Here is a 12,962-nt window from a genome sequence, read left to right as displayed (position 1 = left end):
ACGATGGGCGCCGATTTCAAAGCTAGGCAGCAGGCGTTTTCCGATTATCTGCGCAATCCGGAAAGCCATCCCGCGCCCAGCGACGTGAAACCCGAACGGATGGCGATGTACCGGGAACTGTTCTTCAACAACATCGACAACTTCCTGGCCGTCAATTTCCCGGTGCTGCGTAAGATTCTAAGCAATGCGCAGTGGCGCGAACTGGGGCAGGATTTTTATGCGCGCCATACCTGCGCCACCCCTTATTTCTCCGAAATCGCCGAGGAATTTCTCGATTATCTGCAAACCGAGCGGGACCATCCTTCCGACCCGCCGTTCATGCTCGAACTGGCTCACTACGAATGGGCCGAAATGGCGCTGTCGATCGCGAAAGAGGAAGCGCCATTCAATCCGCCGTTTTCCGGCGACTGGTCCGAAGCAACCCTGCAACTCTCGCCGCTCGCCTGGCCTTTGGCCTACCGCTTTCCGGTGCACCGGATATCGCCCGACTACCAGCCGCCGGAGCCCTCCGGACAGCCGACATTCCTGATCGTGTACCGAAACTACGAAGATGAAGTCCGCTTCCTCGAAATCACACCGGTTACCTACCAACTGCTCGCCTTGATCCAGGAACAGCCGGGCCAGACGGCTGCCTCTTACCTCCAATCAGTGGTGGAGCAGCTAAAGCACCCGCAGCCCGAGGTTATTTACGAGAGTGGGCTTAAGATCGTGCAGGACCTGACGGCCAAACATATCATCCTTCTGGGCACCCATAAGTAGGATCGATTTGCCGAAGGCAAACCATCCTTTGGAGTTCCTGCATGTTTCTGGTGGATTGCTGCGAATCCGCATTCTGTGTTGACTGTGGCAATAAAACTCAGGATACTGCTGCAACGTTAGATTAAATGTACCATATCTAGCTTCTTTGAATGATGAGAGGCTAATATGAGATGTCTTTTGTTAATTTGATTCTACCTTTTTAAAATGCATGGAAGAACCTATAGTTATTAATCTAAAACTTAATCAAATTACGTTACCTCCACCATTTCTTAAGTGGGCGGGAGGCAAAAGGTGGGTTTCTAGTCGTATTGTTGAAATGATTGCTCCACTTACGGGTAAGTATATTGAGCCATTTCTAGGGAGCGGTGCAGTTTTTTTTGCATTGAGGCCAGCCCAAGCGCTACTTTCGGATATTAATTTTGAATTGATCAATGCATATAACGCAATAAAGATCAACCCAGAAAACGTTTTAGCGCTTTTACGTGAGCATCAGGCTCATCATTCAAAAGATTATTACTATCGAATTCGCAGCTATAAGCCGAGTTGTATGTTCCATATGGCAGCACGGTTTATTTATTTAAATCGTACATGCTGGAACGGGCTATATCGGGTAAATCGCAATGGAGAATTTAACGTTCCAGTTGGTACAAAGTCGAGCGTTCTTATGTCGACAGATAACTGGTTTGCAATATCGGGTATATTACAATCGGCAAAGCTTGTTTGTGGCGATTTCGAGGATTCAATTGACGTTGCGGAAAAAGGGGATTTAGTTTTTGCCGATCCTCCTTATACAGTGAAGCACAACCTGAATGGATTTATAAAATATAACGATGCACTTTTTTCATGGGGTGATCAGATTCGCTTACGTGATGCGTTGGTGCGTGCAAAGCTTAGAGGAGTCAGAGTTATCGTTACAAATGCACATCATGCATCTATTCGAGAACTTTACCAAGAGCACTTTCTTTTAGAATCAGTAACACGAGCAAGTGTATTGGCAGGTTCGTCGGCACATCGTGGTCGTTTTGAAGAATTGTTGATTTATTGAGAATTCCTTATGTCTATGGAAGAAATACGAATATGCAAAACCAAATTTTTTAGCTCATTATTTCATCTTTGGTTAAATTTAATTGGTTATTTATCACATCTCTGGCTAATTGGATCGTTGTTTAAAGCGGGTCGTAAAACATACGCAGGAGCTTTATATGAATTTACATATTTGCTCTTATGGTCGATTTTACCATTTGGTTTAGGTGCGCTAACGCTTTACGTGGCTTCTGATGATCAAGGTAAAAGTTTCATAGACTTTTGGTTAAGTACTTTTCGAAATGGCGAACTTTTGGTTTTTACAATCTCAATGCTTGCCCCGATCTTGTATCTGACACTTCATGAACCTGATCAAGCCGGACAATTTCCACATAAATTGCCCATATCAACTGTTGTTGCATTGATTGTAGTCACCTGTGCGGCTCTTTTTGCGCTATTAAAGGCACATGCGGTTAAAGACATAGACTTTGTATTTAAACTTTCTGTAATTTTGACACTACTAGCTCTTGCATTTCGCTATTTGGCACTTGTTTATCATAGACTACGAATGCCCCAAATTACTGAGAACGAGTTACGTTCAGCACAAGATGACTTCGTAAATGATTATCGGAAACACGTTGAAGATACGGAACCTCACCACAATGTAGAGGATTTTATGAGGGGTTTCGAAAATCATTTAGGAGGCCAACAATGAGTTTATTTGACTCCGAGAGCCCAATAGAATTTTCCGTTCCTGCCATTTCAATTCGACAGCCTATTGGCGATTTTTTGATTGCCTCTATTCCTTCGAAACTTCTATGTGAAATTGCATATTTTGACGTCCGTCGCATGTTGAAGGAGCGAGATATCGAAACATATCTTGGTATCCAACGTCCTCTTAGCCAAACACGAGTGACCCAACTCCAAACATATGTAAAGACAGTTGATGCTTGTTTTCCTACGGCAGTTATTTTGGCTGTTGAAGGCAGGAGTGCTAGTTTTAATCCTGTAAATAATACGCTGACATTGCGCAATGACCCGAACCCAGAAGACGGATTGGAACCGATTTACTATCGTAATATTGCCAAAGTTCTAGATGGGCAGCATAGAATTGCGGGATTGATGGGTTATCTAAAAGATGATTTTCAAGTGAATGTAAGCATTTTTATTGATATCGATATTGAAGATCAGGCTTATATTTTTTCTACTGTTAATTTAGCACAAACCAAGGTAAACCGTAGTTTAGCGTATGACTTATCTGAGTTAACTAAAACCAGAAGTCCGCAAAAGACTTGTCATAATATAGCCGTCGCATTGGATCAGCTTGAATCTAGTCCACTTTTCCGACGAGTTAAACGGCTTGGAACTGCAACTCCAGGCCGAGATTTTGAGAGGCTTAACCAAGCAACATTTGTTGAGGCATTGATGCCGTTCATTTCTGCAGATCCGGCGCTTGATCGAGATATTCTGAAACGAGGAAATAAGCTACCTTCTCCAAATCAGGCAGAGATTCAAAAGTATCCATTAAGGCCTCTTTTTGTTGATAACGAAGACATGAAGATCGCCGATGTGCTCTTCCGATATTTCTCATCTGCTCGGGATAGATGGCCAAATGCTTGGGCATCAGATGAGAAAGGGCTAATTCTAAATAAAACAAATGGATTTAAAGCTCTTATGCGAACCTTGATGGTAATTTGCAGAGTATTTCAGCCTCCGCCTCATAAGAAACTGCCTGTAAAAGAGGATTTTGATGCCTTATTTGCAAAAGTACAACTAGAAGATAAAGATTTTACTGTGGATAACTTCAAACCAGGTACTAGTGGTGAGAGTACGCTTTATCACATATTGGTAAGCGATATGAGACTTGATGGCCAAATGAATTTGTTTTAATTGTCGTATTATCCAAATATAAAGAGCAATATATCAAAGAAGCCCATCATTTGCGAATGGTGGGTGGCTCTGATTTCGGGTATTCAAAATCGTCTATTTGATTCTTTCAGCACGATAGGATGGGCTGAGGTACGAAGCCCATCAATCGCGAACGATGGGCTTCCTCCTTCGTCAGCCCATCTACGGGGCTAAATTGCGATTAATTAATGCGCGTCCTAAATATTCAAAAACTCAACTCTTTTCGCTGGTACACATGAATAGTTGAATGGATATCGAAAGTCAAAATCATCTATTTGATTTTCCCAAAAGTCATCGAGTTTCTGAGGGCTTCGATAAATCGGCCGATATAGAGCCGAGGGCGATACAGCCGAATTTTGAACCATGCTTTGACCTGTTTAAGCCGTGCCGCGATTCTTTGATGAATAGCGCTGAGCTTGATCTTTTCGATGATCGACAGGATCAATTCATAAGACCGTTTAAACCAGCCGAACGTCATCAGTTTTTCTTTCGAAATGCGGAACAGCCAGAAGGTAAACGCGGCGACCGGAATCTTGCCGGCGTAGAGCATCGTTCCGGCGATCACCTTTCCTGTGCCGATCAGTTGCAGCGCGAAAAGCCCCAGCAGCTCTACCTGGACGAATAAAACCAGAAACACCGCCAGCAGCACATGGCGGTCGAGTCCCCGGATAAACTCTTCGGGTTTTTGCAGGATTGCCAGGCTATGGATAAACCGGTAAATGGGCTCGGCGATATTTTCCCAGACCAGCTCTTCCAGGACGATATAGACGGTTACGAGTATTCCCAGAACAATATCGGTGATTTTGGCGAAGAGTTTTTTTAGCATGGTACGATTTCCGAAAACATCATTGTCAAACGCTTGATTATAGGAACTCAATTCAGTTTGAAAGGTTTAAGCCGCGTCGTAAACAGAAGCCGATCGGCAGTCCGTATTGCGCTTCACGGCTACAACCCCGGCAAAAGATTGGGCAGTTTGGCAACGGAAGGAATGATCAGGCCCGGAACGATTTGGCTGTTTTCCGCATAATCCTGCCGGTATTTGCCGGTTTTGACCAGGATGCCGGTCAGGCCCGCGCGCTGTCCGCCGCCGACGTCGGCGTCGATGTCGTCGCCGACGATCGCGACCTGCTCTGGAGGCATTCCCAGTTCGTTCAGGGCCGCCTTGAAAAAATCGGACGAGGGTTTGCCGATGATCGTCGCCTGCTTCCGGCTGGCGTATTCCAGGCCGCTGACGAAGGCGCCGATGTCCAGCTGCAGGCCGCGTTCGGTCTGCCAGAAACGGTTTTTATGGATCGCGATCAGTTCGGCGCCGCCGATCAGCAAGTTGAAGACGTTGTTCAGTAGCGGGTACGACCAGGCATTACCGATGTCGCCGACGATCACGAAATCGGCCTTGCTGTCGGACTGCCTGAGATGCCGGAAGTCTTGCTTGACGTCGTCGGTGAGCAGCAAATGGCAGACCGGGTCGCCAAATTGCCGAAGGTGGATCAGGGCGGCCTGGGGCGCGCTGACGATTTCGTGTTCGTCGATGTCGAAGCCGAAACCGGCCAGTTTTTTGTGCAGCGAAGCGCGGGACAAGGTGCTGGTATTGGTGACGAAGCGGCAGCAGTAGCCGCGCCGCTTGATTTCGCGGACGGCTTCGATGGCGCCGTCCACGGTCCGGGAGCCGACATACAGGACCCCGTCGAGATCGATCAAGATGCCGCGAATCAACGATAAAGGAGTCATCCGAAATTCCGAAGCCAGAAGTTAAAAGATAAGCGATGAACCACGACGAGCATAATACGCTTCCTCCGCAGGCTCGCAAAGGGCGCGGTGCTTTGAGCATCCGTACGGGGCGCTTCGAGAGCGCCACGAAAGAGGCGTTCGACGACGGCTGGGGCAGCCTTGATGAGCGGCCGGCGCGCGTTCCAACGACGTTGAGCGTCGATACGGCGAAGACGGTGATTGCGTACAACCAGTCGCCGGACGTGCCGTTCGACCGCTCGATCAACCCGTACCGCGGCTGCGAGCACGGCTGCGCCTATTGTTTCGCCCCCCGGCCATGCCTATCTGGGACTGTCGCCGGGGCTCGATTTCGAAACCCGGCTGTTTTACAAGCCCGATGCGCCCGAACGGCTGCGCGAAGAGCTCGGCGCCCGCCGCTACCGTGCGGCTCCGATCGCGCTGGGCATCAATACCGACGCCTACCAGCCGGTCGAACGCAGGCTTGGCCTGACCCGGCGGATTCTCGAAGTGCTGCAGGAAACCCGGCATCCGGTTTCGATCGTGACCAAGTCCGCGCTGATCGAGCGCGACCTGGACATTTTGGCGGAGATGGCTGCAAACGGCCTGGCGCAGGTTGCGGTCTCGATCACGACGCTAAAGGCCGAGCTGGCGCGCCGCCTGGAACCGCGCGCGGCGGCCCCGCACCGGCGCCTGCAAACGGTCGAGCGCTTGGCGGCGGCCGGCATTCCGGTGTCGGTGCTGGTCGCGCCCTTGATTCCGATACTGAACGACGAAGAGCTCGAAAAGATTCTGAGCGAAAGCCGCCAGGCCGGCGCGGTCGATGCGGGCTACGTACTGCTGCGCCTGCCGCTCGAACTCCGCGATCTGTTCGGCGAATGGCTGCGTACGCATGGGCCGTTGAAGGCCGAGCGCGTACTGCACCGGATTTTCGAGGCGCGCGGCGGCAAGGCCTATGATTCGGCTTTCGGGACGCGGATGACCGGTACCGGCGAATACGCCGGCCTGCTCGGCCAGCGCTTCAGGCTGGCCTATAAACGGCTGGCTTTTCCCGGTTCGCCCGGCTTCAATCAGGACCTGTTCCGGCCACCGCTTCCGGGGGGCCAGACGGACTTGTTCCGGTAAGTGCAATGCCGCTAAGGATTTGGGCGGAAATAACTTCCCGGTTTTACCCTGTTCGCATTGCGTAGCTTTTTAGCGCCTATGCGTTCAGTCCCCCTCTTTGAAAAAGAGGGGTTAGGGGAGATTTTTTTAATAAATCCCCCTCGATCCCCCTTTTTCAAAGGGGGAAGCCCAGTAGGTTGGGTTAGGCGCCAGCCGTAACCCAACGCTCGAAGCCGAATCCCGTTGGGTTACGCTTCGCTAACCCAACCTACGGGACTTATCCACCCTTCACGCATTAACTTCTTAACGGCATTGCCGGCAAGCCGTCCTATTTTTGCGCAAAAAAGGCCTGGACCGCCGCGTCCCGGCCTTCCGCGACCTGCTTGACGTGAGGCCGGCTTTCCATTTGTTCGAAGTAATCCACGATACCCGGCACATGCGCCGCAACCAGATTCTCGCCGTAAAGCTTTTGCGTCGCCATCCCGATCAGGCCCAGATGCAACCAAGCGACGATGTCGGCCGCGGTGAAGCTTTCGCCAAGCACATAAGGCGAAAAACGCGCCAGACGCATCACACCTTCGAGGCCCGCTTCGACTTTCTGCCTGACTTCGTCCTTGATTTCCTGAGAAACCGGCGCGCCGAACAGCGCCTCTCCGTAAATGCGGCGCGCAACCAGTTCCACGTTCAGCTCCAGATGCTGGATGAACTCCCGGCATTTGGCGCGTTCAAAAACATTGGCCGGATACAGAGGCTGTTCGGGGTAGGTGTCTTCCAGGTATTCGAGGATCGCCTGCGATTCGGACAGGTAACCGCCGTCGGTCTTGATGAACGGGATTTTGCCCAGCGGCGAGCGCTTTAAGACGGCCGCATCCTGGGACGGCCTCACCACCTCTTCGTTGAACGGAATGCCTTTTTCGAGCAGGGCCAGTTTGGTTTTGTTGTAATAGTTGCTGAGCGCGAAACCGTATAAGGTAATCATGAGGTTCATCTCCGGGTTGAGCGTTGAAAAAATAGACTGACCGGTAAGTCATTTGCAATGATACAGACCGGTCGGTATAGTTGCAACTTTATTTCTGCTTTCATTCTTTATCATGTCCAGCAATCTGAAAGAACGCATCCTGCAAACCGCGTCCGAACTGTTTTACCGCCAGGGCATCCGCGCCACCGGCGTCGATGCGATCGTAAAGGCGGCAGGCACCACCAAAATGAGCCTGTACCATTATTTTCCGTCCAAAAACGATCTGGTGCTGGCGCATCTGCAGAAAACCGCCGAGACGATGCGCGAGAAGATTCTGGGCGGCATTGCGGCGCGGGCGTCCGAGCCGAAAGCCCGGCTGCTGGCGGTCTTCGATGTGTTCGGCGAATTGCTGGCATCGGACGGTTTCCGCGGCTGCCCGTTCATCAATGCCGCGACCGAATCGGCGGCCGAGGGCGAACCGTTCAGGCTGGCGTCCGTCGATTTCTACCTGCAATTCCGCCGCCGGCTGACCCAACTGGCGGAAGAGGCGGAGGCGCGGCAGCCCGAACTGTTGGCCCGGCAATTGAGCCTGCTGATTTCCGGCGCGATCGTCGCCGAACAGATGCAGCGCGATTCGGGCGCGATGCAGGCGGCGCGCGCGGCAGCGGAAATCCTGATCAACCGCAGCCTCGATGCAGCGTAGCGGAATCGAGGCGTTTTTTAGAATCCTTTGAATTTTTCACTGCCGGAGCCAGAACCATGCTTTTTCCGATCCGTTGCTTGCTTATCTTTGTTTTGTTAACGGCGGTACCCGGCCATGCGGTACGGGCACAGGAAGTCGCTTTCGACCTCAACCCGCTTCCCCGCGAAGGCCGCACACTCGACGATTTCACCCCGCGCGGGTGGACAGTCGCAGACAAGACGGATGGCGACTTGAACGCGGACGGCATTGCGGATATCGCCGCGATCCTGGTTCCGTCCTCCACCGATTCGACAGCCGAAGAGGGGCCTCGGGTTCTGCTTGCGCTACTCGGCGGGGCTGGCGGAAAGTTTAGGCCCGCCGGGCATAACGGCGGCTTTCTCGTATGTATGCACTGCGGCGGCGTCAAGGAAAGCTCGGGCGTCGAAATCAAAAGAGGCGTGCTGATCGTGCATCAATTAACCGGTTCCCGCGAGTTTACCGATCAAACGTGGCGGTTTCGTTACGATCCGAAGCTCAGTCGCTTCGTGCTGATCGGGAAGGACCGGACCGACGGCGACGGGCTTCTCGGCACCGGCGATAAAGTCAGCTTCAACTATCTGACCGGCTTCAGGATCAGCGAACGCTACCGTTATGATCCCAAGCGCAACCGGGAAATCACGCTGGCTTCGAAAAAAGAAAAAATTCCGAAAACGACCCCTTTTCTTGAAGATGTCGGGATGGAATGAAAAAGTGAGGGATGCGGAAAAACCGGTACAAAAGCCAGGTTTTCGCCGAACCTCGGTAATATTTTCAATTAGGCTGCTCGAAATTCAGAGTGATCAATTAAAATTGGCCGCTTTTTCTCCCTATCTCAAAAGCGATCCGGCAGAAAAGGCGCGGTCGCGATATCCGGTAAATTTATGCGAAAAACGAGGAAGTCCAAGAAAAATACCAAGCAAACCGATCTATTCGAGCTGGTGGCGCACCTGGAACAACTGGAGCAAATAAGCTCGGAGCTGACGATGATCGATGCGCTGGGACAGTTAGAGTTAAGCACGATCGTCGAGAAACAAATAGACTGGGTGGAATTGGATGAAAGTTGAGCCGGAAAGTCCTGTAGGGTTCAAAAACGATTGATTGGCGTATCACTGTACGAAGGCTCAAGAATTAGCCATTATCTTGTGATTGCATTCTGTAAGGATTGCCCCCTTTCGGGTTCTTTAAAACTCCCAATAATCCTAACGGATAGGCAGCTTTTGCAAAAGTCAACGCACGATTGACAAGCCGGAGCCTCGATGTTAGCGTATCGGCGCCAAAAGACGCCAAAAACCGTTCATTTTTCGTTAGAGTCGCTGGTATAAAACCCATCAAGCCGTAAGAGGACGATGATATGAAACTGCGCAGCTGTTATCGATTTTTCTCCGCTAAAACGGCCTGGTTGGCGGCCCTTTTGGCTTTCTCCTGCACTTTTCCACCGGTGCAGGCCTCCGATCACGCCGACCCCGTTCCGCCGATAAAACTTACAGGCCTGGACGACGGGCTGATCGGCCTCAACGGCCTGTACGGCTTCGTCGACGGCGACCGCCTGGTCGTGATGGTCAACGTTGGGCGGGAACTTATCGATGTCCCCAACGATGTGGCGGCAGCAATGCAGGATACGATCTACAAAGTCCATTTCGACACCCACACCCCGGCGACTTTCGACAATCCGCTGATGCTGCAACGGTTCGGCGGCAGCATAGCGCCCGAAGCCTGGCCGAATATCGCGCCGGATGCCTCTATCACGTTCCGACTCCAAAAGAACCCCAAGGGCGGAGTCAGCGCGAACCGGATCGTTTTCCAGTCGGAGCCCGTAACCACCGGTTTGAGCAATCCCGGCAGCATCCAATTCCAGGCAGGGCTGTTTGACGATCCTTTCCTCTTCAATCGGTTCAACAACAAAAATACCGTAGCGATGATAGCCGGCATTCCGCTTTCCTCGTTCGCAGACAAGCCCAGGAACTTCGTGATGTGGGCGACGGCGCACCGAAGCAACGGCACCCAGTTCGATCACGTGGGCCGCGCAGGCCGGACCCAGCAACCCCGGCTGGATTTCCTGAATGCCTTGCCGCCCAGCAAGCACGTTCCGGCGATCGTCGAAGAGCGCAACAAAAACATGATGCAGCAGTCGCTGTTGAAGGCCGTTTTGAACAAGGAGGTTAAAGACTTCATCAATCGCGAACTGTCCACTCGCATTCAACAAATCTTTCAAATTCGCAATTATGACGGCGATATTCCCGACGTGATGATCCTGAACCTGGATCGTCCGATAGGTTATCCGAACGGCAATGTGCCGGGCGACGACGTGGCCAGATACACTTGTATCGAGGGCCTCGGCGAATGCCAATTGTGGGAAATCGCCAGCTTTACCGATGCCTGCCAGCCGCGCCGGACCTATCCGGACAAGCCGCTGTCGAATGCGTTTCCTTATCTCGGCGAGCCTTGGACCAGGCAGATTTCGATGGATGAGATTCAACGACAGTGTCAACTGGAACGCGATAAATTCAACGAGATCGTGGTGCCGGGCTCCCGATTGCAGCTGAAACCGGTCGCCAAGTAGACTGGCGTTCATTATTTATTATGTCGCCCCTAACCAAAGCGGCATATCGTGCGGGGCTTTCTTCCGTGATCGGGAGAAAGTCCCGTCGTCAATCGGCCGGCCGTCCATTAAGACGCGATCCGGGTTAGAAACTCCTGACATGCGCTCGTTTGCAAACTTGTCCTTGCTCATCGGCAGTATCTTCGTATCGCCGAAACTCGCCGCCCACGAATACTGGCTCGCTCCCTCGGCCTACAGCGCCCCGGTCGGGCAAACCCTTGCGGTACAGGCCTATGTCGGCTCGGATTTCAAAGGCGAACTTCGGCCCTTTGCGGCGACCCGCACCGTCCGTTTGGAGGTGCAGACCAAAGAGCGCAAGGACGTCAAATCCCGAGCCATCAACGGCGACCTGGACCTCGCGCACTTGACCGTGGAAGACGAGGGCGGCATCGTGGTGGCCTTCGAGACCCATTTCGTGCCGGTGGAACTGCCGCCCGAAAAATTCGACGAATATTTGCGCCGGGAAGGGCTGGAAGGCCCGCTAAAAGCGCGGGAGGCCTTGGGAGCTGCCGCAGGGCCGGGCCGCGAACGCTATTTGCGCTGCGCCAAAGCCTGGATCGCGGGCAGCGACGACTCCCGCCTCCGAAAGCCGTTCGGGATGCCGCTGGAAATCATTCCGCGCAGCGATCCCCTGGTATCCGGCAAGCTGACGGTACAGGTGCTTTACAACGCGCAACCGCTCGAAGGCATCCGGGTGAAAGCCTGGAACCAGGCGCTGGCCAGCGGCGCTGTTCCGAGAGACCAGATGGCCAGGGGCCCCGTTCAGCCGGTCGCCCAGACACGTACCGATAAGAACGGCGTCGCGATATTAGAAATCGAAGGGCCCGGCGAATGGCTGCTCAGCGCGGTGCACATGCAGCCGAGTGCGGACAAGCAAGCGGCGGACTGGGAAAGCCGCTGGGCTTCGTTGACCTTTGCACGGGTACCAAAATGAAAGCGGGGCTCGCGCTTTTTTATGTCCGGATCGCGCTAACCCTGTTCGGTTTGAACACCGCAGAAGTTTTCGCCCATTCCGAACCGTACAGCCACCTCGACATCCGCCTGGAGCCGGGCCGGGCCCACGGCAAAGTATTGGCGCACATGGTCGACCTCGCCCATGAGGGCGGGCTCGAGAAACCCGAACGCCTGCTCGATCGGGCCTTTGCCGAGCAGAATCTGGTGATTCTGCACAAAGTGCTCGACTCCCACATGCTGGTTAAAATCAACGGAGAGCCGGCGCATTTTGAATGGCAATCCTTCCGGATCGCCCCCAATCGCCGCTCTCTGTCCTTCAACTGGACCTTACCGCTCGCCCGGTCTGCCGGCAAGGTCGAAGTTTCAAGCCCGCTGTTTCCTTACGATCCGCCGCACGAAACCTACCTGAACATTTACGAAAACGGCGAGATTCGTCTTCAAGACCTGCTCGACAGAACCCATCGCAGCACGACTCATTACAGCGGCAGCATCCAGGGCAGGATTGAAGTGGCTCGCGAGTTCGTCGCGCAGGGGATCCACCATATTTTTATCGGCCCCGACCATATCCTATTCATCATCGGCCTGCTGCTGCCGGGCGGCGACCTGCTACGGCTGTTGAAAATCATCACCGCGTTTACCGTCGCCCACAGCGTAACCCTGGCGCTAGCCACGCTGAAACTGGTCAATCTTTCGCCGTCGATTGTGGAGCCGGCCATTGCGCTGAGCATCGTCCTGGTCGGCCTGGAATCACTGTATACACGACTACAGAACCGCCGCGACTACCGCATCGGATTGGCCTTCGCTTTCGGGCTGATCCACGGTTTCGGCTTCGCAGGCGTGCTGTCCGACTTCGGCCTGCCCGAGGGAGCACTGGGATTATCGCTGGCTTCGTTCAATATCGGCGTGGAAATCGGCCAAGCCTGCATCGTACTGATCGTCACTTCCGTTCTGACGCTCCTTGCCGCCCGCCATGCGCGCTATGCCCGGCGCATGGCCTATCTCGGCACACTTGCCACCATCGCCGCCGGCGGGTTTTGGTTCGTGCAGAGAGTGATGGAGGTTTAAAGCCTGAAGACCAGGATATGGCAAAAATCATTTCCCGAAAGGCCGCCTGATTGCGCCCACGCGCTACGCGCGCATGAGGCACCTCGCGGGTGGCAACAACGGGGCAGACACGCTCTTTAAACACCCCTTATGTTGCAAACTCCATC

Annotated in this window: 14 protein-coding genes; 11 read left to right on the top strand and 3 right to left on the bottom strand. The window is 53.1% G+C overall.

The window, feature by feature from the left end; genetic code table 11:
- Positions 1–3 precede the first annotated feature (3 nt).
- The 4 genes from CC94_RS0107835 (at position 4) to CC94_RS0107825 (ending at position 3,672) form a co-directional block, all read left to right on the top strand.
- Positions 4–759 carry an HvfC family RiPP maturation protein gene (locus tag CC94_RS0107835; RefSeq protein ID WP_005368671.1) on the top strand — a complete coding sequence of 252 codons (756 nt, stop codon included), beginning with the start codon at positions 4–6 and terminating at the stop codon, positions 757–759.
- 208 nt (positions 760–967) lie between these two features.
- Positions 968–1,804: a DNA adenine methylase gene (locus CC94_RS22960; protein WP_005368669.1), complete on the top strand. Its 837-nt coding sequence runs from the start codon at positions 968–970 to the stop codon at positions 1,802–1,804.
- 9 nt (positions 1,805–1,813) lie between these two features.
- On the top strand, positions 1,814–2,497 hold the full coding sequence (locus CC94_RS0107830) for a hypothetical protein (RefSeq protein WP_005368667.1): 684 nt from the start codon (positions 1,814–1,816) through the stop codon (positions 2,495–2,497).
- Complete coding sequence (locus CC94_RS0107825) at positions 2,494–3,672, top strand: DGQHR domain-containing protein (RefSeq protein ID WP_005368666.1); 1,179 nt, start codon at positions 2,494–2,496, stop codon at positions 3,670–3,672. The genes CC94_RS0107830 and CC94_RS0107825 overlap by 4 nt, the downstream gene beginning before the upstream one ends.
- 289 nt (positions 3,673–3,961) lie before the next feature.
- Here CC94_RS0107825 and CC94_RS0107820 read toward each other — a convergent pair whose 3' ends face one another.
- Together CC94_RS0107820 and CC94_RS0107815 are read right to left on the bottom strand one after the other, a co-directional pair.
- On the bottom strand, positions 3,962–4,516 hold the full coding sequence (locus tag CC94_RS0107820; protein WP_005368664.1) for a hypothetical protein: 555 nt from the start codon (positions 4,514–4,516) through the stop codon (positions 3,962–3,964).
- Between the two features lie 119 nt (positions 4,517–4,635).
- Positions 4,636–5,418 carry a TIGR01458 family HAD-type hydrolase gene (locus tag CC94_RS0107815; protein ID WP_005368662.1) on the bottom strand — a complete coding sequence of 261 codons (783 nt, stop codon included), beginning with the start codon at positions 5,416–5,418 and terminating at the stop codon, positions 4,636–4,638.
- 219 nt (positions 5,419–5,637) lie between these two features.
- Between CC94_RS0107815 and CC94_RS21335 the strand changes: the two genes are divergently transcribed.
- Positions 5,638–6,540, top strand: coding sequence for a PA0069 family radical SAM protein (locus CC94_RS21335; RefSeq protein WP_245549437.1), 903 nt, complete (start codon positions 5,638–5,640; stop codon positions 6,538–6,540).
- Positions 6,541–6,847: 307 nt separating this feature from the next.
- Here the strand turns inward: CC94_RS21335 and CC94_RS0107805 are convergent, their stop codons facing one another.
- Complete coding sequence (locus CC94_RS0107805; RefSeq protein ID WP_005368656.1) at positions 6,848–7,498, bottom strand: glutathione S-transferase family protein; 651 nt, start codon at positions 7,496–7,498, stop codon at positions 6,848–6,850.
- 112 nt (positions 7,499–7,610) lie between these two features.
- Here CC94_RS0107805 and CC94_RS0107800 point away from each other — a divergent pair, with 112 nt between their 5' ends.
- From CC94_RS0107800 to CC94_RS22220, 6 genes are all read left to right on the top strand, one after another.
- Positions 7,611–8,180 (top strand): TetR/AcrR family transcriptional regulator, encoded by a 570-nt coding sequence (locus tag CC94_RS0107800; RefSeq protein WP_005368654.1) that lies wholly within the window; start codon positions 7,611–7,613, stop codon positions 8,178–8,180.
- A gap of 92 nt (positions 8,181–8,272) precedes the next feature.
- The gene (locus tag CC94_RS0107795; RefSeq protein ID WP_169740948.1) at positions 8,273–8,905 is read left to right on the top strand and encodes a hypothetical protein; all 633 of its coding nucleotides are present in this window, start codon (positions 8,273–8,275) and stop codon (positions 8,903–8,905) included.
- A 174-nt stretch (positions 8,906–9,079) separates the two neighbouring features.
- Positions 9,080–9,262 (top strand): hypothetical protein, encoded by a 183-nt coding sequence (locus CC94_RS0107790; protein WP_005368650.1) that lies wholly within the window; start codon positions 9,080–9,082, stop codon positions 9,260–9,262.
- A gap of 287 nt (positions 9,263–9,549) precedes the next feature.
- Positions 9,550–10,758: a hypothetical protein gene (locus CC94_RS0107785; protein ID WP_005368648.1), complete on the top strand. Its 1,209-nt coding sequence runs from the start codon at positions 9,550–9,552 to the stop codon at positions 10,756–10,758.
- A gap of 139 nt (positions 10,759–10,897) precedes the next feature.
- A complete protein-coding gene (locus tag CC94_RS0107780) occupies positions 10,898–11,731 on the top strand; it encodes a DUF4198 domain-containing protein (RefSeq protein ID WP_005368646.1) in 834 nt (277 codons plus the stop codon).
- Positions 11,728–12,816, top strand: a complete 1,089-nt coding sequence (locus tag CC94_RS22220) for a HupE/UreJ family protein (RefSeq protein WP_005368644.1) — start codon at positions 11,728–11,730, stop codon at positions 12,814–12,816. Before CC94_RS0107780 ends, CC94_RS22220 begins: the two co-directional genes overlap by 4 nt.
- Positions 12,817–12,962 lie beyond the last annotated feature (146 nt).

The sequence above is a fragment of the Methylomicrobium agile genome, from assembly GCF_000733855.1.
Classification (GTDB): domain Bacteria; phylum Pseudomonadota; class Gammaproteobacteria; order Methylococcales; family Methylomonadaceae; genus Methylomicrobium; species Methylomicrobium agile.
This window is presented reverse-complemented; position numbering and strand designations above follow the sequence as displayed.

Bases quoted from the DNA above. Each gene is read 5' to 3' on its own strand.
- CC94_RS0107805 (WP_005368656.1), bottom strand. From the start codon at position 7,498: ATGATTACCTTATACGGTTTCGCGCTCAGCAACTATTACAACAAAACC.
- CC94_RS0107830 (WP_005368667.1), top strand. From the start codon at position 1,814: ATGTCTATGGAAGAAATACGAATATGCAAAACCAAATTTTTTAGCTCA.
- CC94_RS22960 (WP_005368669.1), top strand. From the start codon at position 968: ATGGAAGAACCTATAGTTATTAATCTAAAACTTAATCAAATTACGTTA.
- CC94_RS0107820 (WP_005368664.1), bottom strand. From the start codon at position 4,516: ATGCTAAAAAAACTCTTCGCCAAAATCACCGATATTGTTCTGGGAATA.
- CC94_RS0107815 (WP_005368662.1), bottom strand. From the start codon at position 5,418: ATGACTCCTTTATCGTTGATTCGCGGCATCTTGATCGATCTCGACGGG.
- CC94_RS0107825 (WP_005368666.1), top strand. From the start codon at position 2,494: ATGAGTTTATTTGACTCCGAGAGCCCAATAGAATTTTCCGTTCCTGCC.
- CC94_RS0107785 (WP_005368648.1), top strand. From the start codon at position 9,550: ATGAAACTGCGCAGCTGTTATCGATTTTTCTCCGCTAAAACGGCCTGG.
- CC94_RS0107780 (WP_005368646.1), top strand. From the start codon at position 10,898: ATGCGCTCGTTTGCAAACTTGTCCTTGCTCATCGGCAGTATCTTCGTA.
- CC94_RS0107835 (WP_005368671.1), top strand. From the start codon at position 4: ATGGGCGCCGATTTCAAAGCTAGGCAGCAGGCGTTTTCCGATTATCTG.
- CC94_RS0107790 (WP_005368650.1), top strand. From the start codon at position 9,080: ATGCGAAAAACGAGGAAGTCCAAGAAAAATACCAAGCAAACCGATCTA.
- CC94_RS0107800 (WP_005368654.1), top strand. From the start codon at position 7,611: ATGTCCAGCAATCTGAAAGAACGCATCCTGCAAACCGCGTCCGAACTG.
- CC94_RS22220 (WP_005368644.1), top strand. From the start codon at position 11,728: ATGAAAGCGGGGCTCGCGCTTTTTTATGTCCGGATCGCGCTAACCCTG.